This is a genomic window from Flavobacterium agrisoli, assembly GCF_016522065.1.
Classification (GTDB): Bacteria; Bacteroidota; Bacteroidia; order Flavobacteriales; family Flavobacteriaceae; genus Flavobacterium; species Flavobacterium agrisoli.
On the sequence record NZ_JAEHFV010000007.1, the window covers coordinates 1 to 25,273 of the forward strand.

At 35.2% G+C, this 25,273-nt stretch carries 32 protein-coding genes; 3 read left to right on the forward strand and 29 right to left on the reverse strand.

Annotated features, from left to right (window positions below; translation table 11 throughout):
* The first annotated feature begins 414 nt into the window (after positions 1 to 414).
* Together I5M07_RS13815 and I5M07_RS13820 are read left to right on the forward strand one after the other, a co-directional pair.
* On the forward strand, positions 415 to 660 hold the full coding sequence (locus I5M07_RS13815) for a hypothetical protein (RefSeq protein ID WP_200107042.1): 246 nt from the start codon (positions 415 to 417) through the stop codon (positions 658 to 660).
* On the forward strand, positions 650 to 1,387 hold the full coding sequence (locus I5M07_RS13820; RefSeq protein ID WP_200107043.1) for a zeta toxin family protein: 738 nt from the start codon (positions 650 to 652) through the stop codon (positions 1,385 to 1,387). Before I5M07_RS13815 ends, I5M07_RS13820 begins: the two co-directional genes overlap by 11 nt.
* A gap of 757 nt (positions 1,388 to 2,144) precedes the next feature.
* On the opposite strand, the gene I5M07_RS13825 is transcribed toward I5M07_RS13820, so the two are convergent.
* The 7 genes from I5M07_RS13825 to I5M07_RS13855 all read right to left on the reverse strand — a co-directional run bounded on the left by I5M07_RS13825 (position 2,145) and on the right by I5M07_RS13855 (position 9,855).
* Positions 2,145 to 2,606 (reverse strand): UpxY family transcription antiterminator, encoded by a 462-nt coding sequence (locus tag I5M07_RS13825; protein WP_200107044.1) that lies wholly within the window; start codon positions 2,604 to 2,606, stop codon positions 2,145 to 2,147.
* Between the two features lie 206 nt (positions 2,607 to 2,812).
* Complete coding sequence (locus I5M07_RS13830) at positions 2,813 to 4,216, reverse strand: UDP-glucose 6-dehydrogenase (RefSeq protein ID WP_200107045.1); 1,404 nt, start codon at positions 4,214 to 4,216, stop codon at positions 2,813 to 2,815.
* Positions 4,217 to 4,514: 298 nt separating this feature from the next.
* Complete coding sequence (locus I5M07_RS13835) at positions 4,515 to 5,504, reverse strand: SDR family oxidoreductase (protein WP_200107046.1); 990 nt, start codon at positions 5,502 to 5,504, stop codon at positions 4,515 to 4,517.
* Positions 5,505 to 5,507: 3 nt separating this feature from the next.
* The gene (locus I5M07_RS13840; protein ID WP_200107047.1) at positions 5,508 to 7,961 is read right to left on the reverse strand and encodes a polysaccharide biosynthesis tyrosine autokinase; all 2,454 of its coding nucleotides are present in this window, start codon (positions 7,959 to 7,961) and stop codon (positions 5,508 to 5,510) included.
* A gap of 12 nt (positions 7,962 to 7,973) precedes the next feature.
* Complete coding sequence (locus I5M07_RS13845) at positions 7,974 to 8,774, reverse strand: polysaccharide biosynthesis/export family protein (protein ID WP_200107048.1); 801 nt, start codon at positions 8,772 to 8,774, stop codon at positions 7,974 to 7,976.
* Between the two features lie 73 nt (positions 8,775 to 8,847).
* Positions 8,848 to 9,468 carry a recombination mediator RecR gene (gene recR / locus I5M07_RS13850; protein ID WP_200107049.1) on the reverse strand — a complete coding sequence of 207 codons (621 nt, stop codon included), beginning with the start codon at positions 9,466 to 9,468 and terminating at the stop codon, positions 8,848 to 8,850.
* A 21-nt stretch (positions 9,469 to 9,489) separates the two neighbouring features.
* Positions 9,490 to 9,855 carry a CoA-binding protein gene (locus tag I5M07_RS13855; protein ID WP_200107050.1) on the reverse strand — a complete coding sequence of 122 codons (366 nt, stop codon included), beginning with the start codon at positions 9,853 to 9,855 and terminating at the stop codon, positions 9,490 to 9,492.
* 155 nt (positions 9,856 to 10,010) lie between these two features.
* On the opposite strand from I5M07_RS13855, the gene I5M07_RS13860 reads away from it, so the two are divergent.
* Positions 10,011 to 10,640 carry a MarC family NAAT transporter gene (locus I5M07_RS13860; protein WP_200107051.1) on the forward strand — a complete coding sequence of 210 codons (630 nt, stop codon included), beginning with the start codon at positions 10,011 to 10,013 and terminating at the stop codon, positions 10,638 to 10,640.
* A 65-nt stretch (positions 10,641 to 10,705) separates the two neighbouring features.
* Here the strand turns inward: I5M07_RS13860 and ctlX are convergent, their stop codons facing one another.
* From ctlX to rplX, 22 genes are all read right to left on the reverse strand, one after another.
* Positions 10,706 to 11,641 (reverse strand): citrulline utilization hydrolase CtlX, encoded by a 936-nt coding sequence (ctlX, locus tag I5M07_RS13865; protein ID WP_200107052.1) that lies wholly within the window; start codon positions 11,639 to 11,641, stop codon positions 10,706 to 10,708.
* Positions 11,642 to 11,646: 5 nt separating this feature from the next.
* Positions 11,647 to 12,561: a dimethylarginine dimethylaminohydrolase family protein gene (locus I5M07_RS13870; RefSeq protein WP_200107053.1), complete on the reverse strand. Its 915-nt coding sequence runs from the start codon at positions 12,559 to 12,561 to the stop codon at positions 11,647 to 11,649.
* A 69-nt stretch (positions 12,562 to 12,630) separates the two neighbouring features.
* Positions 12,631 to 13,908 carry a citrate synthase gene (locus I5M07_RS13875; protein WP_200107054.1) on the reverse strand — a complete coding sequence of 426 codons (1,278 nt, stop codon included), beginning with the start codon at positions 13,906 to 13,908 and terminating at the stop codon, positions 12,631 to 12,633.
* A gap of 155 nt (positions 13,909 to 14,063) precedes the next feature.
* The gene (eno, locus tag I5M07_RS13880) at positions 14,064 to 15,356 is read right to left on the reverse strand and encodes a phosphopyruvate hydratase (protein ID WP_200107055.1); all 1,293 of its coding nucleotides are present in this window, start codon (positions 15,354 to 15,356) and stop codon (positions 14,064 to 14,066) included.
* 122 nt (positions 15,357 to 15,478) lie between these two features.
* Positions 15,479 to 16,579, reverse strand: a complete 1,101-nt coding sequence (gene carA / locus I5M07_RS13885; protein ID WP_200107056.1) for a glutamine-hydrolyzing carbamoyl-phosphate synthase small subunit — start codon at positions 16,577 to 16,579, stop codon at positions 15,479 to 15,481.
* 217 nt (positions 16,580 to 16,796) lie between these two features.
* Complete coding sequence (gene rplQ / locus I5M07_RS13890) at positions 16,797 to 17,291, reverse strand: 50S ribosomal protein L17 (RefSeq protein WP_200107057.1); 495 nt, start codon at positions 17,289 to 17,291, stop codon at positions 16,797 to 16,799.
* 62 nt (positions 17,292 to 17,353) lie between these two features.
* The gene (locus I5M07_RS13895; RefSeq protein WP_200107058.1) at positions 17,354 to 18,346 is read right to left on the reverse strand and encodes a DNA-directed RNA polymerase subunit alpha; all 993 of its coding nucleotides are present in this window, start codon (positions 18,344 to 18,346) and stop codon (positions 17,354 to 17,356) included.
* A gap of 21 nt (positions 18,347 to 18,367) precedes the next feature.
* Positions 18,368 to 18,973: a 30S ribosomal protein S4 gene (rpsD, locus tag I5M07_RS13900; RefSeq protein WP_200107059.1), complete on the reverse strand. Its 606-nt coding sequence runs from the start codon at positions 18,971 to 18,973 to the stop codon at positions 18,368 to 18,370.
* 91 nt (positions 18,974 to 19,064) lie between these two features.
* Positions 19,065 to 19,448, reverse strand: a complete 384-nt coding sequence (rpsK, locus tag I5M07_RS13905) for a 30S ribosomal protein S11 (RefSeq protein WP_007803677.1) — start codon at positions 19,446 to 19,448, stop codon at positions 19,065 to 19,067.
* 8 nt (positions 19,449 to 19,456) lie between these two features.
* Positions 19,457 to 19,831: a 30S ribosomal protein S13 gene (gene rpsM, locus I5M07_RS13910; RefSeq protein ID WP_200107060.1), complete on the reverse strand. Its 375-nt coding sequence runs from the start codon at positions 19,829 to 19,831 to the stop codon at positions 19,457 to 19,459.
* 2 nt (positions 19,832 to 19,833) lie between these two features.
* On the reverse strand, positions 19,834 to 19,950 hold the full coding sequence (ykgO, locus tag I5M07_RS13915; RefSeq protein WP_108736932.1) for a type B 50S ribosomal protein L36: 117 nt from the start codon (positions 19,948 to 19,950) through the stop codon (positions 19,834 to 19,836).
* A 12-nt stretch (positions 19,951 to 19,962) separates the two neighbouring features.
* The gene (gene infA / locus I5M07_RS13920; RefSeq protein ID WP_026714631.1) at positions 19,963 to 20,178 is read right to left on the reverse strand and encodes a translation initiation factor IF-1; all 216 of its coding nucleotides are present in this window, start codon (positions 20,176 to 20,178) and stop codon (positions 19,963 to 19,965) included.
* Positions 20,179 to 20,182: 4 nt separating this feature from the next.
* A complete protein-coding gene (gene secY / locus I5M07_RS13925; protein ID WP_200107061.1) occupies positions 20,183 to 21,529 on the reverse strand; it encodes a preprotein translocase subunit SecY in 1,347 nt (448 codons plus the stop codon).
* A 13-nt stretch (positions 21,530 to 21,542) separates the two neighbouring features.
* Positions 21,543 to 21,995, reverse strand: coding sequence for a 50S ribosomal protein L15 (gene rplO, locus I5M07_RS13930; protein WP_200107062.1), 453 nt, complete (start codon positions 21,993 to 21,995; stop codon positions 21,543 to 21,545).
* Positions 21,996 to 22,007: 12 nt separating this feature from the next.
* Entirely contained in the window at positions 22,008 to 22,190 is a 183-nt protein-coding gene (rpmD, locus tag I5M07_RS13935; RefSeq protein ID WP_008464315.1) for a 50S ribosomal protein L30, read from the reverse strand.
* A 12-nt stretch (positions 22,191 to 22,202) separates the two neighbouring features.
* Positions 22,203 to 22,727 (reverse strand): 30S ribosomal protein S5, encoded by a 525-nt coding sequence (gene rpsE, locus I5M07_RS13940; protein WP_200107157.1) that lies wholly within the window; start codon positions 22,725 to 22,727, stop codon positions 22,203 to 22,205.
* A gap of 3 nt (positions 22,728 to 22,730) precedes the next feature.
* Positions 22,731 to 23,081 carry a 50S ribosomal protein L18 gene (gene rplR / locus I5M07_RS13945; protein ID WP_200107063.1) on the reverse strand — a complete coding sequence of 117 codons (351 nt, stop codon included), beginning with the start codon at positions 23,079 to 23,081 and terminating at the stop codon, positions 22,731 to 22,733.
* An 11-nt stretch (positions 23,082 to 23,092) separates the two neighbouring features.
* Positions 23,093 to 23,635, reverse strand: a complete 543-nt coding sequence (gene rplF / locus I5M07_RS13950) for a 50S ribosomal protein L6 (protein ID WP_200107064.1) — start codon at positions 23,633 to 23,635, stop codon at positions 23,093 to 23,095.
* 18 nt (positions 23,636 to 23,653) lie between these two features.
* Positions 23,654 to 24,052, reverse strand: coding sequence for a 30S ribosomal protein S8 (gene rpsH, locus I5M07_RS13955; RefSeq protein WP_200107065.1), 399 nt, complete (start codon positions 24,050 to 24,052; stop codon positions 23,654 to 23,656).
* 74 nt (positions 24,053 to 24,126) lie between these two features.
* The gene (gene rpsN / locus I5M07_RS13960; RefSeq protein WP_031456037.1) at positions 24,127 to 24,396 is read right to left on the reverse strand and encodes a 30S ribosomal protein S14; all 270 of its coding nucleotides are present in this window, start codon (positions 24,394 to 24,396) and stop codon (positions 24,127 to 24,129) included.
* A 3-nt stretch (positions 24,397 to 24,399) separates the two neighbouring features.
* Positions 24,400 to 24,951: a 50S ribosomal protein L5 gene (gene rplE, locus I5M07_RS13965; RefSeq protein ID WP_200107066.1), complete on the reverse strand. Its 552-nt coding sequence runs from the start codon at positions 24,949 to 24,951 to the stop codon at positions 24,400 to 24,402.
* Positions 24,952 to 24,953: 2 nt separating this feature from the next.
* A complete protein-coding gene (gene rplX, locus I5M07_RS13970) occupies positions 24,954 to 25,268 on the reverse strand; it encodes a 50S ribosomal protein L24 (RefSeq protein ID WP_200107067.1) in 315 nt (104 codons plus the stop codon).
* Positions 25,269 to 25,273: the final 5 nt, after the last annotated feature.

A 25,273-nucleotide genomic window follows, 5' to 3' on the forward strand; every position in this document is an offset into this window, starting at 1 on the left:
ACAGGGCTAGAGTGAAACCTAAAATAACTAAAAATCAAAAGGATACCATTTAATTTCGGCTTAACTTAATGACATTGAGCCCTCCTCAAGGAGGGAACCGTGTACTTTGCGAGGGAGAGCTGTTAATTGTAAGCTATATGCAGTAAGCAGTAAGGTGTAAAATGCTAACGATCAACTATCAACCCCTCATATGACCCACAACCCACAACTCACTCTTCACTCTTCACTGCAAACTGTCAACTAGCAACTATCAATCCACCATTCACAATCCACCATCCACATTAAACTGTATGCGAAGCCTCCTTAAATAGCCAGATAAGATTTACAGGATTCAAATATGGAATAGGGTTAGCAGAACCAATTAATAAATTCGTTAACTTTGTATTCAGCGTAACTTATTAGAATTTATACCCGATGAATTTGAAAAAAGAACAGTTTTCCCCTGATCATAAGCAAACCAAGTCTTTAGTAGCAGCAGGAAAAGAGGCAGCTAGTAAAGCGGTACGCCATTCCAAAGCCTTAGATCTTACAATTACCTATATCGAAAATGGGTTTGTATACGAAGAAAATGCTCAAGGAATTAAAACGGCAATAAAGATACTAGAAAAGAAGGAGCCTACAATTTCATTAACTAAAGGAATGGTGCTTCATGCCAAATAAGAGAATCCGAATTTTTGCTGGCCCTAATGGATCTGGTAAGAGTTCATTGTTTGAGGAATTTTCAAAAAACTACGCAACGGGTTTCTTTGTAAATGCCGATAAAATTGAAATCAAGTTGACCACTAAGGGGTTGATTGATTTACAAGAATTAGATTTAAAAGTTACTCAAAAAGATCTTGATTTGTTTGCCAAGAGGCCTAGTTCGGTTTCCTTGATAGAAAAAGCACTTAAAGAAAATCATCCTATAAATGTTCAAATAAGTGAGAATTGTGTTGTGGATAAATCCAAAGAATCCCATAGCTATGAAGCTTCTTATGTAGCCTCATTTATAAGACACATGCTTATTGAACAATCCAAATCGTTTAGTTTTGAAACGGTGATGAGTCATCCTTCTAAAATCAGTGAAATTCAAGAACTAAAAGAAAGTGGCTATTTGCCATATCTCTACTTTGTTTGTATTGATGATCCAGATGTAAATGTAGCAAGAGTTGCCAATAGAGTTGATAAAGGAGGGCATGCCGTTGACGAACTCAAAATAGTGCAGCGCTATGTAAGAACCTTAGGGCTGTTGCACGAGATGTTACCTTTGTGTCACAGAGCTTATTTATTTGATAACTCAGGAAAGAAACAAGTAATGATAGCCGAGTTATATAAGGGTGCTTTAAAGCTTTTGACAGATACTCCTCCTCAATGGTTTATGAATTATGTTTTACCATACTATTCATAGGTATTTAAAAAGTAGAAAAGAGAGATTTAGTAATGTAGCTATAAGCATTAGGCTGTAAGTTTTAAGTTTTAAACTGAAAACTCCTCACCCTTCACTTTCAACTAGGCCTTTAAAACACCTCCCTAGCCTTCCTCAAGGAGGGAACTGTAGAACGTGTGCATGATGAATGGTAAGCTTAAGCCGTAAACTGTAAATTCACCATTCACTACTCACCATTCACTACTCACCATTCACTACTCACCATTCACTGTCAAATATCAATTATCAATTGTGAGGCTTACTCTTTAAATCATTAAATTTTTCAATCTTTAATTTTCAAAAAACGTCAATTCGAGTGTTTTTTATGCAGCATAGCGAAATAAAAAAAGTATCGAGAATCGTTTTTTGAAAATTTCCCCCTAGCAACTTCAAATTTCTGATTTTACCTTTAGCCAATAAGCTTTAAGCTAAACGCAACCCTCTTAACACTTAATACTTAATACTTAATACTTAAATCTTTCACCCATCAACTCTCAACTCTCAACTAGCAACTATTAGCTGTAAGCAATAAGCAATAGGCTGTATGCTTTACACTCTATGAATTGTCAATTATCAACTATCAATTATCAATTGTGAGGATTATTCTTTAAATCATTAAATTTTTCAATTTTTCAATTTTTCAATCTTTAAATCTTTCACCTATCAACTTATCCCCCCCGACTTTAAAACTTTAAGACCTTATGACTTTATGACTTTATGACTTTACGACTTTTGAGACTCAATACCGAATCCGCAGCACACATCCCAAGCTTTCCAATTCCAACACATATTCTTTTTTCGAAACCGATTTCACAATCGCTTCTTGATTGGCAAAAACACCCTCTTTCAGCACAATGCGATCTCCTTTTTGATGCGACAACACTTCAATTTGTTTAGGAAGCGAATCGCGCAACCGTTCTTGAATCGATTCAATTTCCACATCCCGAACAACCGCCGGTTTTCCCAACCAAAACAAATACCGAACCACGCCCTGCACCTGAAAAACAAGATCCCGCTCCTTTTCATCCAGACGCACAAAAACATACGAATTAAACAACGGAATCTCCACTTTCTTCTTCCGATCCGACCACTGCCGAACCTGCATCACCACCGGACAATAACTCTCCACCCCAAGGGTGCTGAGCTGCTCCGCAACCTTCTTTTCCCATTTCGGCTTTGTATAAATCACATACCAACTCATATCTGTTTTTTATTATTTAGTAAGTTCTAAGAAATAAGTAGTAAGATTTAAGAATTAAGAATTAAGAATTAAAAATTTAGATCTAACCATTCACAATTCACAATTCACCACTCACTCCTACCCTCGAGCGCAGCCGAGAGCCACCCTTCACTCTTCACCCTTCACCCTTCACTACTCACTACTCACTACTCACTACTCACTACTCACTACTCACTACTAACAACCCCAATCCCACTATAAACAAACCCAATAGCCTCCATTGCAGCAGCATTCAAAATATTGCGGCCATCAAACAAAAAAGCCGGTTTTTGCATGCCATCGTATATTTTTTGCCAATCGTAGTCGGTAAACTCATCCCACTCGGTTAAAATAGCCACTGCATGCGCCCCTTGACAAGCTTGGTAAGCCGAATCAAAATAGGAAATAGCCGCCTGATTTTCATCAGCCGTGCGCGATTGCAAGTAATTCAAATCCTGCAGTACTTTGGTTTCGGAAACTTTAGGATCGTACACCGCTAATTCAGCTTGTTCGTTAATCAAATCATCTGCCACATAAATAGCCGCCGATTCGCGCGTGTCATTGGTATCCTTTTTAAAAGCCCAACCTAAAAACGCAATTTTTTTTCCGGCAACCGTATTGTATAAGGTTTGCACTATTTTGTTAGCAAAACGCCTCTTTTGATGGTCGTTCATGATAATGACCTGCTCCCAATAATCGGCCACTTCGGTCAAACCGTATGATTTCGCAATATAAACCAAATTCAGAATATCCTTTTGAAAACAAGAACCTCCAAAACCAACCGAAGCCTTTAAAAACTTAGCCCCAATGCGACTGTCCATACCGATGGCGCGTGACACTTCGGTAACATCGGCACCTGTTTTCTCACACAATTCCGACAAGGCATTTATAGAGGAAATACGTTGTGCCAAAAAAGCATTCGCCGTTAATTTCGATAACTCCGACGACCAAACATTCGTAGTTAAAATTTTATCCTGAGGCACCCAATTGGCATACACCGCAACCAAAGCCGCAATGGCTTTTTCGCCAGCCTCAGAAGTTTCACCTCCAATCAAAATACGATCGGGTTGCAACAAATCGGTGACAGCCGTTCCCTCCGCCAGAAATTCAGGATTGGATAAAATTTGAAACTGCACCCCATTACCCGTACTGTCCAAAATGCTTTTAATCGCTTCGGCAGTACGAACCGGTAAAGTCGATTTTTCAATGACAATTTTATCATTTTTAGCCACACGTGCAATCTGACGCGCACACAATTCGATGTACTTCAAATCGGCAGCCATATTTTTCCCTTTCCCGTAGGTTTTGGTCGGCGTATTAACCGAAATAAAAATAGCATCAGCCTCCTCAATCGCCTGATCGACATCGGTAGAAAAAAACAAATTTCGACCACGCGCTTCGGCCACCACGGCGGCCAATCCCGGTTCGTAAATCGGAATATTGTGTACATCCGCATCATTCCAAGCCTGAATACGCTCTACATTCATATCTACCACCGTAACTTGTATGTGTGGACACTTTTGCGCAATAACCGCCATCGTAGGTCCCCCTACATACCCCGCACCAATACAACAAATTTTAGTAATGTTCATGTATCTTTATTTATACTTTATTCTTTTTTTTATCTTTTAACTTTCATTCCGATTTTGACCTTGAGCCATAGGCAATAAGCATTAAGCTATAAGCCACCTCCATCATCTTTAACAATAAGCTGTCAACTGTCAATTATCAGTTATCAACTATCAACTATCAACTATCAACTGCCAATTTCCGATTTTGAACTCTAGCTATAAGCAATAAGACTTAAGTTATAAGGCTCCTGCATCATCTTTAACAATAAGCTGTAAACTCTCAACCGTCAACCGCCAACTGTCAACTATCAACTATCAACTACCTATCCTCCTTCAAATGCTCCCAATACCAAGAAACCGCTTCTTGCAAACCCTGTTGCAAAGAAAACTGAGGATCATAACCCAAGTTTTTTCGTGCTTTTTCAATACTGGCTAACGAATGCGGAATATCACCCAAGCGGTTTTCCTGATAACGAATGGCGACATCCGCTATTTTTGGATTATAAGCTGCCAAATATTCTTTTAAATAACCTACTAAATCATTTAGGGTATTTCGCTCCCCATAAGCCGTATTATACACCGTATTGACCGCAGCGCTAGCAGCTTGCAGCGCCAAAACATTCATCTGAATCACATTATCAATATAGGTAAAATCACGTGAGTACAGCCCATCGCCATTAATAACGGGACTTTCCAAATCCATGAGTTGTTTAACAAACTTCGGAATAACCGCAGCATAAGCACCGTTGGGATCCTGTCTCCTTCCAAAAACATTGAAATAACGCAAACCTATCGTTTCCATACCATAGGTTTTACTGAATATTTCGGCATACAATTCATTGACGTATTTGGTAATGGCATAAGGTGATAAGGGCTTCCCGATAACGGCTTCCACCTTCGGTAACCCTTCCGAATCGCCATAGGTAGAAGAACTAGCAGCATACACAAACCGTTTCACTTTAGCATCACGGGCGGTAACCAACATATTTAAAAAACCAGATACATTTACCTCGTTCGTCGTAATCGGGTCTTGAATCGAGCGCGGTACCGAACCCAATGCCGCCTGATGCAATACATAATCCACATTTTCTACTGCCTTCTGACAATCTCCCAAATTCCGAATATCCCCTTCTATCAAAGTGAAATTTTCATGATTTAAAAAAGACACCAAATTATGACGGTGCCCCGTTGAAAAATTATCCAAACAAACCACCTTTTTCCCCAAATTCAAAAAATACTCACACAGGTTCGATCCAATAAATCCAGCCCCTCCCGTAATCAAAACAGTGTATGTTGTAGTCGCTTCCATCCTTTATTTTTTAAACCATTTATCCCTCAATTTCGATGCAACACCTTTATAGCCTTTCTTTTCTTCCTCTCCATACCCATACGACTGATACCCATATCCGTAAGCATAACCATAAGCAGAACCGTATTTGGCCTTATTTTCGAAACCATTCAAGACGATACTCACGTTATCAAGCTCATCGCGCTTTACTCGGTTATTAAGCAACGTAATCATGTCTTTCTTCGTATAATTTTGTCGAACCACATACATGGTTACGTCAACAAATTGTACCAACTCAATCGCGTCCGAAACCAATCCAACAGGAGGAGTATCTAAAATGATATAATCATATCGTTGCTTTAGTTCTTCCATTAAAACAGCCATTTGGTTGCTAATAACTAATTCGGAAGGATTGGGCGGAATAGGACCCGACAAAATAACATCCAAATAAGGCACTTGAGTTTTGTTAATAATTTCATCTACACTATTTTGCTGAATTAAATAATTCACAACCCCTGCTTCATTTTTAATATCCAATTCCTCAGCCAATCTCGGTTTACGAAGATCCAATCCGACAATAACGGTTTTCTTTTCGCTTAAAGCAAAAACGGTAGCAATATTAATCGAGCAAAAAGTTTTTCCCTCGCCACTTATAGAAGAGGTAATCATCAAGGTTTTGGCTCCATCTACCTGTTGCTTTTTGTACAAAAACTGCAAAGACGAACGAATAGCCCTAAATGCTTCTGATAAAGGCGATTTTGGTTTTTCAAAAACTGCTAAACTTGAGTTTTCTGGGTGAACTCCGATAACCCCAATTAAAGGAATTTGGGTTAACTTGTTAATATCCTCTGTATTTTGAATAGCATTATTTAAAAAGAAAATAATCAACACCACCGCTAATGGAAACAAGGTTCCGAAAAAGAGCGCCAAAATATAATTCACCGATGTTTTAGGTCCAATTAAACCACCACCAATATCCTTGGCCGGATCTATAAAATGAATATCCGAAAGATTGGATGCTTTTACAATATCGGCCTCACTTCTTTTCTGTAAAAATGTATTGTAAATATTGTCGCTTAGATTGTATTTTCTTTTAATTTTAAACAACTCTTGTTGTTCGTCCGGTAGTCTTTTGATGGTGCTCTCTGCTTGACCAATCTTTGCATTTATTAAATTTAAATCAAATTGTAAGGAAGATTTAGCTGAATTGATATTTTCTTGCAGCACTTTTTTTACAGATTCCATTTGATTATCAAAATCCATAAAAATTTTGTCACTTTTGACGGCATACGCCATTTCGGAACGTTGTGTTGAGAGTGCAATTAATTTGGAAACATTGGCAACAATATTAGGATCTTCAATTCCGGCTACCGATGGAGCGGGTAATTTAGCATAATCAACACTGTTTTTTAAATAGGCTTTAAGCGAATTGTAATAGGTAATTTTACGAACAATTTCGTCTTTTTGAACATCAAAATCGAGCATTTTATCCGAAAACTTGGCACCTCCTTCTTCAATATCAAAAATATTCTTGTCTTTTCGAAACGATTTTAGCTCATTGCCCGTTTCCTTCAGTTGCTTTTCCATGGCAATCAAGGTACTGTCGATGAAATTAATAGTATTGGTTGCAAATTGGTTTTTACTATCCAATTGATTTTTAATCAACATTTTGACGGTTGCATTCAAATAATCAACCATTCGTGCCTTATTTGTGCCCTGCATCGACAAAGTTAGGATCGAGCCACCCTTTTCACCTGCCTCTACATTCACATTTTTACATCCGGCCACTGTGCCATCAAAATCCTTAAACCGAACAAAATATTCATTTCCTTTGTAAAATCCGGGTTGGTTGTTGATTTGCAATTTCCAATTTAAGAAAGGCAAAACCACATGTTCTCCCACTTTATATCTTTTTACAAAGTCACCCGCCACCACTGCAGTTGTACTATAACTGTCATTGGCATAATTGACTAAAGAAACAGAATTATTTTCGAAAGGAATGCGAATTTCATACTCATTGGCGCTCAAAAAAGTAATACCAATTAATTGATTCGCTAATTGTCCTTTTGCCTTGTCAATTTCTACATAAAAAGGCACAGCGCCATAGGCATCCACTAGGTTGTATTCGCCTTGTGTAAGATAATCTATGTAAAATTGCAACTTTTCGACCACCAATTCGTTATGCGAACGCGATTGCAGAATGGTCGAAGTACTACTCACTTGATCGGAAGTCCCTCCCCAATTGAAAACCAAACTGGTATTGGAGGTAAAAAAAGGATTGCTTTCTTCTTTAATCGAAATTAAAGTTTGCATTCCGTAAATTTTTTCTTTTCTGATGTTAATTTGATACGCCACAAAAAGACATAACAAAATACTCACTACAAACCACTTCCAATATCCCGCAATTTTTAACAACAACCCCTTAAAATCAAAACTGGGTTGATTATCAAAAATCGAAAAATCTTTCATATCTAACATAAAAGCAAGTGATTAAAGTTTTAAAAGCACAAAAACAGTAGTAGCTAAAGACAAAACAGTAATAATGGTACTCATCGATTCAATTCCAGTTTTACCCGTTCCCCATGTTTTTTGTTTCACCGGTTTAACATAAATATAATCGTTGGGCTGCAAATAATAATAAGGTGATTTCACTGCATCAACATCGGTTAAATCAATCGAATGCATTTGCATGCCGGTTGGAGACTGCCTTATAATCGTGACTTCTTTTCTATTTCCTGTAACTGTAATATCACCCGCATTGGCAATGGCTTCCATGATATTCACATTATCTTTATAGAGTACTTTGGTACCGGTACTCCCTACTTCGCCGTTGATGGTATATCGAAAACCGGCCAATTTTACGGTAACAAAAAGATTTGCTTCGGTTTTAAAGTAATTTTCTAAAAGCATTTTTTCGATGGTAACACGTACTTCTTCCAACGTATAACCGAGCACGTTTATTTCTCCTAAAATAGGAACACGAATATTACCATGATCATCTACTGTGAAGCCATCAAAATAAAGTCCATTTTCAGAACGATTTTGAGCTGTATTATCTTGTGTATTTGTAGATGGTTTAAAAATTGCAACCAATTTAGGGTCAATGGCTTTTAAATTTATCGATATAATATCATTCGTTTGCAATCGATAAGGTTTGGATTCTACAGCCGAAACAGCATTTTCTACTCCATTTTTATCTTTATCTTGTAGGTAAACCAAATCGTTTAACGGTATACAAGAAGTGAGCAATAAGCTGAATAATACAAAGAGGCACAGACTTTTGTTAGTCATTTTATGGAAATTAAAACGCAAATATAGGTTTTCGAATTTTATTTAAAAAATATCCTGACTTTTAGAAAAAAATTTAACTGTTTTTGTAATTATTCTCAAATGGAATTCGATGTAAAATACTGCGGCCTAAGGTAACTTCGTCTGCATATTCTAATTCATCACCCACAGCAATTCCTCTGGCAATGGTTGAAACCAAAATCGAACTGTCGGCAATTTGTTTGTAGATGTAAAAATTAGTCGTATCGCCTTCTATAGTGGAGCTCAAAGCAAAAATAATCTCGGAAACTTTACCCGATTTTACTTTTTCAACTAAACTTGTTATTGTTAGCTGACTGGGTCCAACTCCTTCAATTGGCGAAATTTTACCTCCTAGAACATGATAAATCCCTTTAAATTGCCCTGTATTTTCTATCGCCATTACATCTCGAACATCTTCAACTACACAAATAGTTTGATGGTTACGAGATGGTTGTGCACATATTTCGCATATTTTTTCATCAGAAATATTATGACAAGATTCACAAAATCGAATTTGATGACGCATGTTCATCAAAGCCTCTGTCAAAAAACCCGTTCTTTCCTGGGGCTGCTTGAGCAAATGCAAAACCAAACGAAGCGCCGTTCTTTTACCAATTCCGGGTAATTGCGACATTTCGTTTACTGCTTTTTCTAATAATTTTGAAGAAAATTCCATAGTACGAATAAATTCACCAAATTAAAACTGATTTGTTCGCAGCAAAACTAAGGTACAAGCTACTTCAACTTTAATAGCATTTAATTCTAAAAGTTGATAAAACTCTGGATTCTCGGTTCCGGGATTAAAAATAACGCGTTTAGGTTGCGCTTCAATGATGTAATTATAGTAGTCACGCTGCCTAACAGGGTTAAGATACAAGGTTACGGTATCAATATTTTTCACAGGTACTTTCTTTGTTTGTATCGCCACACCTGCTACTTCCCCCGCTTTTTGCCCTATGGCAATTACCGAATGTCCTTTTTCTACTAAAAATTGAATGGCTTTGTTAGAATAGCGTTCTTCTTTTAAAGAAGCACCTAAAACCATGGTTTTCTTATTTTTCATTTATTCATTTTATATGCAACAGCAAATGTAAGTAAAAATACCCGCAAGCTTATCATTGAACTGAATAATACCCAAACCATAAAAAACAATTTCCTAACATAAATTGATCAAAATGTTTATTTAAAACACTATTTTTGATCAACCAAACAATACACATGGATTTATTTATTTACTTATTTGCTGCTTTATTTTCTGTATTAAACCCTATCGGAACAGTTCCTATTTTTGTTGGATTGACGCAAGATGATTCGAATATAGAACGCAACCGAATTTCGTTATGGACGTCTATCAATGTTTTTTTGATTTTAACGATTTCCTTTTTTGTGGGACAATATGCACTTTCCTTTTTCGGAATTAGCATTGATGCGTTACGAATTGCGGGTGGAATTGTTATTTTAAATTCTGGCTTTTCGTTACTATCTGGAAAAATTAGTAAAAAAAGAGGTATCAATAAAAAAGTAGAAAACGATGCACAAAAAAGAAACGATATCGCGCTAACTCCCTTAGCTATACCTATGTTAGCGGGACCAGGATCTATTTCTTTATTGATTGCTTTTTACCAGGAACACCACCAACCGTTAGAAATTTTTATTGCTGTGTTGGCTATTTTATGTACTTCGATAGTGATTTTCGTGATTTTAAAAAGTGCACATTACCTATCTCGTTTTTTAGGAGCTTCGGGTATTGTGGCCATCTCCCGAATAATTGGTTTCATCGTCATTGCCATCGGAATACAATACATAGTGAGCTCCATCATCAACATTATAAAAGGGAATTTAATGTAAATTGATAATTGATAATTGATAATTGATAATTGATAATTGATAATTGATAATTGATATTAATTTTATTACTCCTTCGGTAGAAAAATTTCTGCCATCATGCAACGAGCGCTTCCGCCGCCACAAGCTTCTATAGTGTCTAAATTAGAACTTAAAATGGTTCCGTATTTTTCCAATTGTGTTATTTGTTTCGGGGTTAAACTTTGATGAGCTGAATCGCTCATAACGATGTAACGTTTTTCATTCGCCCCTTCTACTTCAAGCATGTTTCCGGCAAAATTATTCACTTGTTCCTCAGTAATGAAAATGATTTCTTTATTATTTTCCTTTAAATTATCGAGAACCATTTTACGCTCTTTTTTATCATCAATACAATCCACACAAATCACCGCAAATTTTTCGCCTAAACACATCATCACATTGGTATGATAAATCAATTCTCTTGTTTTTCCTACTGTTTGAAAAGCTTCAAAAATAACTGGAGCATTATCAAAATCTTCGCAAAATTCAATAAACAGTTCTTCATCTGCACGAGGAGACAAAGCACAATACGCTTTTGCGTTAGCTCGATCTAAAAGTAAGCTCCCAGTACCTTCTAAAAAATAACCATCGTCTTCGGCAGCGGTATAATCCATGATATTAGCAATACGGAATCCTTTTTCTTCTAGGAGATCCAATATATCTTCGCGACGTTCTTTTCTCCTATTTTCGGCAAACATAGGATACAGAACCACATCTCCATTTTCATGAAAAGAAATCCAATTGTTTGGAAAAATGCTATCGGGTGTATCCGTTTCGGAAGTATCTTCGACAACCGTAACATCCACTCCAACTTCTTGTAATTTGCTTACAAAAGTATCAAATTCAGCTTGTGCTTTGGCATTTACAGTTGCAGGCAACAGATTTTCTAAAACTTTTTGATAATAATTATTTACTTGTGTTTGCTCATTCATTCGAAAGGCAACTGGACGAATCATTAAAATAGAATTGGTAACTTGTTTCATAACATTTAATCTCTTATTAAAGGTAACGTAGAACATCTAAGCAAGCCTTCTTGCTTGGCAATCTCTGCATAGGAAATTTCTTCGACAATAAAGTCATTATCTCGAAGCCAATTGTTGAGTCTGGTAAAATTTCTTTCGGAAACCACTATATTTTCATCAATAGAAAAAACATTGGAAAACATGTGATACATTTCTTCACGAGTAATGTGAAATAAATTTTCTTTTCCAAAAAGCTGTACTAAAAATTGATAATCTGACTCTTCTCTGAATCCGTTTTTATAAATAATTCCCTTGTTTTTCCCAACTGGCTGAAAACAACAATCCAAGTGCAAAGCATTGTCGCGAGCCTCGATTTTGGACTTAATTAAATCAAATTCTTTTATTTTTTTATACGGAAACATTTCTTTTAAATAAGCCACACCTTCCAAATTGGTTCTAGCGGTAATATAATCTTTATAATCACTTCCTTTATAAGTACCCACAAAAATATAGTCTTGCCAAAGCATCACATCTCCTCCTTCAATATGAATGGCTTCTGGAGGTCTACACACTTTCAAAGGATTTATATTATCCAAAATATACTGAATAGCCTCTAACTCTAATTCTCTTTCGGGTAAAATATTCGCTTTAATAAAGGTATCTTCGATTACAAACCCAATATCTCGGGTAAAAATTTGATTGCATTTTTCAATAATTTCCGGGCGAAAGACTTTTACATCGTATTTTTTAAAAACGGCATCCAACGCATTCATTTCCCTAATCATATCAACTTCAAGAGGATAAGTCCCAGCTTTAATATGCTCTAACGACTTCGGGTCATAGGCTTCGGCAATTGTAGGCGTTGGTCCATTATTAATAGCTGTTCCTAAAACCACCGCTCTTAATCGTGATGTTTCGTTCTTAATATTTAATTGTAACATTTTATTCGCTTTTTGTGAAGCAAATATAAAAAAAGCCCCACAGTTAAGTGGAGCTTCTTTGAAATGATTTTATTTTTTTGATTTATATTCTCGTAAAGGATGACCTGTATAAACTTGTCTTGGTCGACCAATTGGCTCTTTATTTTCACGCATTTCTTTCCATTGCGCAATCCAACCTGGTAATCTACCGATGGCAAACATAACGGTAAACATGTCTGTTGGAATTCCTAACGCTCTGTAGATAATACCCGAATAAAAATCAACATTTGGATATAAGTTTCTAGCCTTGAAGTATTCATCTTCTAAAGCTGCTTTTTCTAATTTTTTAGCAATTTCCAAAACTGGATCTTCAACACCTAAAGTTCCTAAAACTTCATTTGCTGCTTTTTTAATGATTTTAGCTCTAGGATCAAAGTTCTTGTATACTCTATGCCCGAAGCCCATCAAACGGAAAGGATCATTTTTGTCTTTAGCTTTAGCTAAGAATTTATCCGTATCTCCACCATCTTTGTTTATTTCTTCTAACATTTCAAGTACCGCTTGATTAGCACCACCATGTAATGGCCCCCACAAAGCAGAAACCCCAGCTGAAATAGAAGCAAACAAACCTGCGTGAGACGATCCTACCATTCTAACAGTTGATGTAGAACAGTTTTGTTCGTGATCGGCATGTAATATAAATAATTTATCAAGTGCATTAATAACCACCTCACTAGCTTTGTATGGCTGAGTTGGTAGCTTAAACATCAATTGCATGAAGTTTTCTACATACCCTTGTGTATTATCGTAATAATTTAAAGGATAACCCATAGATTTTCTATATGTCCAAGTAGCTATAACCAAGAACTTTGCGATAGTTTTGCAAATAGCCTCATACATTTCTTTTTCATTATCAACATTAACCGATTTTGGGTTAAAAGCAGTCAAAGCACTTGTCAACGAAGACAAAACGCCCATGGGATGAGCCGTTTTTGGAAAACCATCGATAATGCTTTTCATTTCTTCATTCACTAATGAATGTTTTTTAATATCATTTTCGAATTTTTCCAATTGTTCTGTAGTCGGCAACTCACCAAAAATTAAAAGGTAAGAAACTTCTAAGAAATCAGCGCTCTCTGCCAATTCTTCAATTGAGTAACCTCTGTAACGTAAAATTCCTAATTCTCCATCTAAGAACGTAATTTCACTTTTGCAAGATCCTGAATTTTTATACCCCGGATCGATTGTAATTGCTCCTGTTAAATCTCTTAATTTGTTAATATCGATAGCAGTTTCATTTTCGCTTCCTGTGATGATTGGAAGCTCAATTTTCTTACCATCTAATTCTAATGTAGCTATTTTTGACATAATATAATTTGGAAATAATTCTTTAAATAATAATTTATCAAATCTAAGGAATTAACGGGTAATTAAAAAGAGGATTATTATATGAATTTGTTAAATGTCATAAAAAAAGCCACTCATAGTTTTATGAATGGCTTTTTTTCTATTTTAAAATGAATTTATTTAACTTTAAAAGCATTTAACCCTGGAAAATAGGCAGTGTTTCCTAATTCTTCTTCGATTCGTAGCAATTGATTGTATTTTGCCATACGATCGGAACGAGAAGCCGATCCTGTTTTAATTTGTCCACAATTTAAGGCTACTGCTAAATCTGCGATTGTGTTATCTTCAGTCTCTCCAGAACGGTGTGACATTACCGACGTGTAACCCGCATTTTTTGCCATATTAACTGCTGCAATTGTTTCAGTCAAAGTACCAATTTGGTTCACTTTTACTAAAATAGAGTTAGCAATTCCTTTTTCGATACCAGTTGACAAACGTGCCACATTTGTAACGAATAAATCATCTCCTACTAATTGTACTTTATCTCCAATTTTTTCGGTTAAAGCTTTCCAACCGTTCCAGTCGTCTTCGTACATACCATCTTCGATAGAAATAATTGGATATTTCGCTGCAAGTTCAGCCAAGTAATCCGCTTGCTCCTCAGAGGTTCTTATTTTCCCAGTTTCACCTTCAAATTTAGTATAATCGTATTTCCCGTTTACATAAAATTCAGAAGCAGCACAATCAAGAGCGATCATAATTTCATCTCCAAAAGAATAACCTGCTTTTTCAACAGCTAATTTTATGGTGTCTAAAGCATCTTCAGTACCTCCAGCTAAGTTAGGAGCAAATCCACCTTCGTCACCAACTGCAGTACTCAAACCTCTGTCATGTAATACTTTTTTCAAGTTGTGAAAAATCTCAGTACCCATTTGCATTGCATGTGTAAAAGACGTTGCTTTTACAGGGAAAATCATAAATTCCTGAAATGCGATAGGAGCATCAGAGTGCGAACCACCATTGATGATATTCATCATTGGAACTGGCAAAGTATTAGCAGAAACCCCGCCAACATAACGATATAAAGGCAAACCTAGTTCGTTTGCAGCCGCTTTTGCCGCAGCTAAAGAAACCCCTAAAATTGCATTAGCACCTAATTTTGATTTATTTGGAGTCCCATCTAAATCAATCATCAATTGGTCAATAGTATTTTGTTCAAAAACAGAAGTTCCAACTAGTTCTTCAGCAATAACAGTATTTACATTATTCACTGCATTTAAAACTCCTTTACCTAGATAAGCTTTACCTCCATCACGTAATTCAACAGCTTCGTGCTCTCCAGTTGATGCTCCAGATGGAACAGCTGCTCTACCTAAAACTCCATTTTCAGTAACTACATCAACTTCAATAGTAGGATTTCCTCTAGAATCAAGAATTTGTCTTGCGTGAACTTTAATTATAATACTCATTATTTTTGGTTTATATTAATTAATTATATTTTTTTTTCGAAATTATAAAAATATTTAATACTAAAACTGTCTTGTCGTTAACAAACCCTATTATTTATTAACTAAATCGTTTTAGCCTTTTTTTATTTGCTCAGATTTTCAACAAATTGATCAAACAAATAAGAAGAATCATGTGGGCCAGGACTTGCTTCAGGATGGTATTGCACCGAAAAACAATTTTTATTTTTCATTCGCATACCTGCTACTGTATCATCATTTAAATGAATATGAGTAAGTTCTAATTCTGGATGCCCTACCAAAGCCTCTCTTTTTACGGCAAAACCATGATTCTGAGAAGTAATCTCTCCTTTACCAGTTAAAAGGTTTTTTACGGGGTGATTAATTCCTCTATGTCCGCCAAACATTTTATAGGTTTGAACTCCATTTGCCAAAGCAATAATTTGGTGTCCTAAACAAATTCCAAACAAGGGTTTATTATCTGCAATAATTTGTTTTGCTACTTCAATTACACCATGTAACGGGTCTGGATCACCAGGTCCATTTGATAAAAAATAACCATTTGGATTGAAAGCAGCTAATTCTTCGTAACTTGAATTATAAGGGAACACTTTAATATAACAATCTCTTTTGGCTAAATTTCGCAATATATTGGTTTTGATTCCTAAATCTAAAGCTGAAATTTTATATTTTGCGTTTTCATCTCCATAAAAATATGGTTCTTTGGTTGACACTTTTGAAGCCAACTCTAAACCTTCCATATTGGGAACATTGGCTAAAGCGACTTTCAATTCCTCAACCGGAGTTCCGTCTGTACAAATTACAGCATTCATTGCGCCATTATCACGTATATAACTAACTAAAGCACGTGTATCAACATCCGAAATGCAAATTAAGTTTTGATTTTTGAAATAATCTTCTAAACTACCCGCAGCATCTACACGAGAATAATTAAAACTGAAGTTTTTACAAACCAAACCTGCAATTTTAACACTTTCCGATTCTACCTCATTTTCATTTACACCATAATTACCAATATGTGCGTTGGTGGTTACCATAATTTGACCAAAATAGGAAGGATCTGTAAAAATCTCCTGATACCCAGTCATTCCGGTATTAAAACATACTTCCCCAAAAGTAGTTCCGCTGATACCAATAGATTTACCATGAAAAATTGTACCGTCGCTCAATAGTAAGATTGCCTTTTCTCTTGTATTGTATTTCATTTTAAAATTGTTGTTGTTCTAATTATTAAACTCTAAGTTCAATCAATTAATTTTATGCAAAGTTAATTTATAAAAAAAGGGAGTGCAAACATTTGATGCAAATTCAATTATAAAAATTAGAATTGATTTGTTAAAAAAACACTCCAAAAAAATCAAAAAAAAAGGATAAACTATAAATAGCTTATCCTTAAATTTTATTGAATATTTATTCTCATAATTATTCAGTAGCGTCGGTAGATTTTTCTTCAGTTTCAGCAGCTGGAGCCTCTTCTGTAGTAGCTTCAGCTTTTTTAGCTTTACCACCACGACGACTTTTCGCTTTCTTAACTTCTTTTTTACCTCCGTTATAAAGTTCATTAAAATCAACTAATTCGATCATCGCCATATCAGCGTTATCTCCTAAACGATTTCCAACTTTAATAATACGAGTGTATCCACCTGGACGATCTCCTACTTTTGCAGCAACATCTCTGAACAAATCTGTCACAGCATATTTGCTACGTAAATATGAAAAAACAATACGACGATTATGAGTCGTATCTTCCTTAGATTTTGTAATTAAAGGCTCAACAAATTGTTTAAGCGCTTTAGCTTTAGCAACAGTAGTGTTAATACGTTTGTGTTCAATAAGAGAACAAGCCATATTAGCTAACATAGCTTTTCTATGTCCAGTCTGTCTGCTTAAGTGATTGAATTTTTTTCCGTGTCTCATGACGTCTTTTTTATAACTTCATCTTGCTACTATCCGCTTTGGAGAGCAAAATATGAAGTAATTTATTCTTTATCTAATTTGTATTTAGCTAAATCCATTCCAAAAGTTAAATTCTTAACTGCAACTAATTCATCTAGTTCCGTTAAAGATTTTTTACCGAAATTACGGAATTTCATTAAGTCATTTTTATTGAACGATACTAAATCACCAAGTGTATCAACTTCAGCCGCTTTCAAGCAATTTAATGCTCTAACAGATAAATCCATATCAACAAGCTTAGTTTTAAGCAGTTGTCTCATATGCAATGATTCCTCATCGTATGATTCTGTTTGTGCAATTTCGTCGGCCTCGAGTGTAATTCTTTCATCAGAAAATAACATGAAATGGTGAATTAAAACTTTTGCAGCTTCGGTAAGAGCATCTTTTGGATTGATAGAACCGTCAGTTTTAATTTCAAAAACTAATTTTTCATAATCTGTTTTTTGCTCTACACGGAAGTTTTCAATGGCATACTTAACATTTTTTACAGGTGTAAAAATAGAATCTGTAAAAATAGTACCAATTGGTGCATTTTGTTTTTTGTTCTCCTCAGCAGGAACATATCCTCTACCTTTTTCGATAGTTAAATCGAAATTCAGTTTAATTTTGCTATCTAAATTACAGATTACCAATTCTGGATTCAAAACTTGGAAACCTGAAATAAATTTTTGAAAATCTCCTGCTGTTAATTGATCTTTACCAGAAACAGAAATAGTAACTGCTTCATTATCTATGTCCTCAATTTGACGTTTGAAACGTACTTGTTTAAGGTTAAGAATAATTTCGGTAACATCTTCAACAACACCTGAAATAGTAGAAAACTCATGATCTACACCTTCTATACGAACAGATGTAATTGCATAACCTTCTAATGCTGAAAGTAAAACTCTTCTAAGTGCATTACCAACAGTCAATCCGTATCCTGGTTCTAAAGGTCTGAATTCAAACTTTCCTTCAAAATCAGTCGAATCGATCATGATAACTTTATCGGGCTTTTGAAAATTAAATATTGCCATAAATTTCGACTAAGTCAATTATTATTTGTTGTACAACTCTACGATTAATTGTTCTTTAATGTTTTCTGGAATTTGAAGTCTAGCTGGTACAGTAACAAACGTACCTTCTTTCAACTCATTATTCCAAGTAATCCATTCATAAACATGACTTGAATTAGACAAAGAACGATCGATAGCATCTAATGATTTAGATTTTTCACGAACCGCTACTTTATCACCAGGTTTAAGGTGGTAAGACGGAATGTTAACAACCTCTCCATTTACAGTAATGTGTCTATGAGAAACCAATTGTCTAGCACCTCTTCTTGAAGGAGCGATTCCCATTCTAAAAACAACATTATCTAGTCTTGCTTCGCACAATTGTAACAATACCTCACCAGTAACACCTTTTGTAGCCGATGCTTTTTTGAATAAACCTCTGAATTGTTTTTCTAAAATTCCATAAGAATATTTAGCTTTTTGCTTTTCCATTAATTGGATAGCATATTCAGATTTTTTACCCCTTTTTTTAGCCATCCCGTGTTGTCCAGGAGGGTAATTTCTTTTTTCGAAAGATTTATCATCTCCGAAGATTGCTTCGCCAAATTTACGAGCAATTCTAGTTTTAGGACCAGTATATCTTGCCATTTCAAAAAATTATTAAGGTAGAGATTATGAATTCAGGTCAAATCCTTCGATAACCGTTTTCTACCTTGGTTATACTTAAAAATTTATAATATTATACTCTACGTCTTTTAGGAGGACGACAACCGTTGTGTGGCATTGGTGTTACATCAATAATTTCGGTAACTTCAATTCCACCGTTATGAATAGAACGGATAGCAGACTCACGTCCGTTACCTGGTCCTTTTACATAAACTTTAACTTTTTTAAGTCCTGCTTCAAGCGCTACTTTACTACAATCTTCTGCTGCCATTTGAGCTGCATAAGGAGTGTTCTTTTTAGAACCTCTAAAGCCCATTTTACCAGCTGAAGACCAAGAAATAACTTCACCTTTCTTATTTGTCAAAGAAATGATAATATTATTGAAAGTGGCAGAAATATGAGCCTCACCCGTTGATTCAACGATAACTTTACGTTTTTTTGCAGTTGCTTTAGCCATATTACTTATTATTTAGTTGCTTTTTTCTTGTTAGCAACAGTTTTTCTTTTACCTTTTCTTGTTCTAGAGTTATTTTTAGTTCTTTGTCCTCTTAATGGAAGACCAGATCTATGACGAATTCCTCTGTAACATCCAATATCCATTAGACGTTTGATGTTTAAAGAAATTTCAGAACGCAATTCTCCTTCAATTTTAAAAGAAGAAACAGCCTCACGAATTGCTCCAATTTCATCATCATTCCAATCTTGAACTTTTTTATCTTGGCTAACTTGAGCTTTCTCTAAAATCTCAATAGCTCTACTTTTTCCTAATCCGAAGATATAGGTAAGTGCAATAACACCTCTCTTGTTTTTTGGGATATCTACCCCTGCTATTCTTGCCATAATTATCCTTGTCTTTGTTTAAATCTAGGATTCTTTTTGTTTATTACGTACAATCTCCCTTTTCTTCGCACGATAACGCACTCGGGACTTCTCTTTTTTACTGATGCTCTAACTTTCATTTTGAATATCCTTTAATATCTATAAGTAATTCTTGCTTTTGACAAATCGTAAGGACTCATTTCTAGTTTCACTTTATCACCAGGTAATAATTTGATGTAATGCATACGCATTTTACCAGATATATGAGCAATTACAACATGTCCATTTTCTAATTCTACACGGAACATCGCATTTGACAATGCTTCAATAATTGATCCGTCTTGTTCTATTGCTGATTGTTTTGCCATAAAATTAAGCTACCGCCTTTCTGTTTTTACCAGTTTTCATTAATCCATCATAGTGTTTATTCAATAAGTATGAATTAATTTGTTGCATTGTATCTATTGCAACCCCCACCATAATAATCAATGAAGTTCCTCCAAAAAACATTGCCCAAGATTGTTGAACATCCATAAAGCTCACAACAATTGCTGGAAAAACAGCTATCAAAGCAAGAAATAAGGAACCTGGAAAAGTTATTAATGACATTATTTTATCTAAGAAATCAGAAGTCTCTACACCTGGACGAACGCCTGGTATAAATCCACCACTTCTCTTCAAATCATCGGACATTTTATTCGTAGGAACAGTTATTGCAGTATAAAAGAAAGTAAATACAATAATAAGTGTTGCAAATACCAAATTATACCAAAATCCAAACATATCACTAAATGCACCAACAACAGACTGAGATGCATCTGATTTTGACAATCCAGCTACAGCAGCAGGAATAAACATAATTGCTTGAGCAAAAATGATTGGCATAACCCCAGAAGCATTCAACTTCAATGGTATCCATTGTCTATTTCCTCCCATCACATCTTGTTCGTAACTTCCTGATGTAGTACGACGAGCGTATTGTACAGGAATTTTACGAGTTGCCATAATTAATAAGACACAAGAAATGATTACCAATAACCAAACAATAATTTCTATAACCAATAACATTGGACCTCCGTTATTATTGGTAACTCTAGTTGTAAATTCTTGGATAAATGCTTGAGGAAAACGAGCTAAAATACCAACCATGATTAATAACGAAATACCGTTACCAATACCTTTATCGGTAATTTTCTCTCCTAACCACATTGCAAAAATGGTTCCTGTTACTAAAATAACAACCGAAGAAAACAAGAATTCAAAAGAATCAAAACCTAGAAGAAATGCACTACTAGGTAATGTTCTGTATAAGTTATAGATGTAAGTAGGTCCTTGAACCAATGTAATACCTATTGTTAACCAACGCGTAATTTGGTTGATTTTTTTTCTACCACTTTCTCCATCACTTTGAAGTTTTTGTAAATATGGAATCGCAATCCCCATTAACTGAACCACGATCGACGCAGAAATATAAGGCATAATTCCTAAAGCGAAAACTGAAGCTTTAGAAAAGGCACCTCCGGTAAACATGTCTAGAATAGATCCTAAACCATTTTTTGTTTGTCCCGCTAATCCGGTCAATTGCGTTGCGTCAATTCCAGGAAGCGTAACGTGTGCACCAAAACGATATACTAAAAGCAGACCTAAAGTAATTAAGATTCTGTTTTTTAGCTCTTCGATTTTCCAAACATTACTAATTGATTCAATAAATTTCTTCATCCTAATAGAAAAATTATAATGTTACAGCTTCTCCACCAGCAGCTTCAATAGCCGCTTTTGCAGTTGCAGTAAATTTATGAGCAGTTACTTTTAATTTTGCCTTCAATTCTCCTCTACCCAAAATCTTAACGATTTCATTTTTAGTAGCCAAACGGTTTGCAACAAAATCTGTCATATCAACAGAATCTTTTATAAGACCGTTATCCACTAATAATTGTAGAGTATCTAAATTAACACCTTCGTAATCTTTACGGTTGATGTTTTTGAAACCAAACTTAGGTACACGTCTTTGAAGTGGCATTTGCCCTCCTTCAAAACCAATCTTTTTAGAATAACCCGAACGAGATTTAGCTCCTTTATGACCTCTAGCGGCAGTACCACCTTTGCCTGAACCTTCTCCGCGGCCTAATCTTTTATTTTGGTTATGTGTAGATCCCTCAGCTGGTTGTAAGTTACTTAAATTCATAACAATTTTTTGTTATTTAGCTTCTTCAACAGAAACTAAGTGTTTAACTTTGTTTATCATCCCAAGGATAGCAGGATTTGACTCATGCTCTACAACTTGACCTATTTTACGTAGACCTAAAGCCTCCAAACCTCTCTTTTGTGAAAGAGGACAGTTGATTTTACTTCTAACTTGTTTTACTAATAATTTAGCCATAATTTCCTTGAATTAACCTTTAAAAACTTTTTCTAAAGAAACACCTCTTTGTTTAGCTACTGTATAAGCGCTTCTCATTTGTAACAAAGCATCAAAAGTTGCTTTTACTACGTTATGAGGGTTAGATGATCCTTGAGATTTTGATAATACATCATGAATACCTACTGATTCAAGAACCGAACGAACAGCTCCACCAGCAATAACTCCTGTACCATGAGAAGCAGGAATTAAAAAAACACGAGCACCACCAAATTTACCTTTTTGTTCGTGAGGTACTGATTGACCATTCAAAGGAATACGAACTAAATTTTTCTTAGCATCTTCTACTGCTTTCGCAATTGCTTCAGAAACATCTTTCGATTTTCCTAATCCGTGTCCAACAACACCGTTTTCATCACCTACCACTACAATAGCAGAAAAACCAAAAGCTCTACCTCCTTTTGTAACTTTAGTAACACGATTCACACTTACCAAACGATCTTTAAGTTCAAGACCACTAGGTTTTACCAATTCTACATTTTTGTATTTAGACATAATATATTAGAATTTAAGTCCAGCCGCTCTTGCGCCTTCGGCTAATGATTTAATACGACCATGGTATAAATAACCTCCTCTATCAAAAGTTACTGTTTCTACCCCAGCTTTCAACGCTTTTTCTGCAACTAATTTTCCAACAGCAGCAGCAATTTCAACGTTGGTACCTTTTCCTATTTCTTTTTCTCTCGAAGAGGCAGCTAATATAGTAATTCCATTTACATCATCAATAAGTTGTGCGTAAATTTCTTTATTACTTCTAAATACAGATAACCTTGGTTTAGTAGCAGAACCACTAATCGTTTTTCTAATTCTGTATTTAATTCTCTGTCTTCTTTCAGATTTTGTTAATGACATAATCTTATTTTTTAAGCTGATTTACCTGCTTTTCTTCTTAATACTTCACCCACAAATTTAACTCCTTTTCCTTTATATGGTTCAGGTTTGCGGAAACCTCTAATTTTGGCCGCAACTTGACCTAAAAGTTGTTTATCGTAAGAAGTTAATTTTACGATAGGATTTTTTCCTTTTTCAGATATTGTTTCTAGAGAAACTTCTGGAGCAATCTCTAAAATAATATTGTGAGAATATCCAAGAGCTAAATCTAACTTTTGACCTTGGTTTGAAGCTCTGTAACCAACCCCAACCAATTCTAATGATTTAGTAAAACCTTCACTTACACCTACAATCATATTGTTGATTAAAGATCTGTAAAGTCCATGTTTTGCTCTTTGGTCTTTATGATCAGATGATCTGCTTACTTGCACTTGATCACCTTCAACTTCAACAGTTACGTCTGAAAACTCCTGTGATAGTTGACCCATTTTTCCTTTTACTGTAATAATACCATCTTTAACTTCAACAGTTACTCCGGCAGGGATTACAATTGGATTTTTACCTATTCTTGACATCTTATATAGTCTTTATGATTAGTATACGTAGCAAATTACCTCACCACCAATATGTAATTGCTTAGCTTGTTTTCCTGTCATCAAACCTTTTGATGTAGAAACAATAGCAATACCTAATCCGTTAAGGATTCGAGGAAGTTTATCAGCACCTGCATACTTACGTAAACCTGGTTTACTAATTCTTTGGATATCTTTAATTACTGGCTCTTTAGTATCTTTATCATACTTCAAAGCAATTTTGATTGAACCCTGAACGGTGTTGTTCTCAAATTTGTAACTTAAAATATAACCTTGATCAAATAAAATCTTAGTTATTTCTTTTTTTAGATTAGAAGCAGGAATTTCAACAACTTTGTGGTTTGCTGCCACAGCGTTACGAACTCTTGTTAGATAATCTGCAATTGGATCTGTATACATTTGTATTAATTTACGGTCTTGGTTTTCGGTAAAACTCTTTTACCGAACCTTAGACCAATTTATAATTCTTACTTTTACCAGCTGGCTTTTTTAACACCTGGTATTAAACCATTGTTAGCCATTTCACGGAAAGTTACACGTGAAATTCCGAATTGACGGATATACCCTCTAGGTCTTCCTGTTAATTTACAACGGTTGTGCAAACGTACAGGAGAAGCGTTTTTTGGTAATTTTTGTAAACCTTCGTAATCTCCAGCTTCTAATAAAGCTTTTCTTTTCTCAGCATACTTAGCTACCGTTTTTTCTCTTTTAACCTCACGGGCTTTCATTGATTCTTTAGCCATGTCTTAATTCTTTTTAAAAGGTAAACCTAATTCAGCCAATAATGACTTTGCTTCTTTATCTGTTTTAGCAGTAGTAACAAAAGTAATATCCATTCCTGAAATTTTGTTTACTTTGTCAATATCAATTTCAGGGAAAATGATTTGCTCTAAAACTCCAAGGTTATAATTACCTCTACCATCGAATCCAGTAGCTTTAATACCACCAAAATCTCTTACACGTGGTAAAGCTGATGTAATAAGTCTATCTAAAAACTCATACATTCTTTCTCCACGTAAAGTAACTTTTGCTCCAATTGGCATTCCTTTTCTTAATTTAAAAGACGCAACGTCTTTCTTAGAAATGGTAGCTATTGCTTTTTGTCCAGTGATCTTAGTTAACTCATCAACCGCATAGTCAATTAGTTTTTTATCAGATACAGCTGCACCAACTCCACGGCTCAAAACGATTTTTTCCAATTTAGGAACTTGCATTACGTTTGTATATCCGAATTCTTCTTTAAGAGCAGAGATTACTCTACTCTTATATTCTTCTTTTAGTCTAGGTGTATATGCCATCACTATAGTACTTGATTAGATTTTTTTGAAAATCTTACTTTCTTATCTCCTTCTACTCTAACTCCAACTCTTGTAGTTTCCTTTGTTTTAGGATCAATAAGAGCGATATTAGAAATTTGAATAGAAGCTTCTTTCTTAACGATACCACCTTGAGGGTTTTTAGCACTTGGTTTTGTATGTTTTGAAACCAAGTTTACACCTTCAACTATCGCTTTGTTTTTCTCACGGTAAACACGTAAAACTTTACCTTCAGCACCTTTATGGTCTCCAGCAATTACTCTTACAATGTCACCTGATTTTATTTTTAGCTTTATCATCTTAA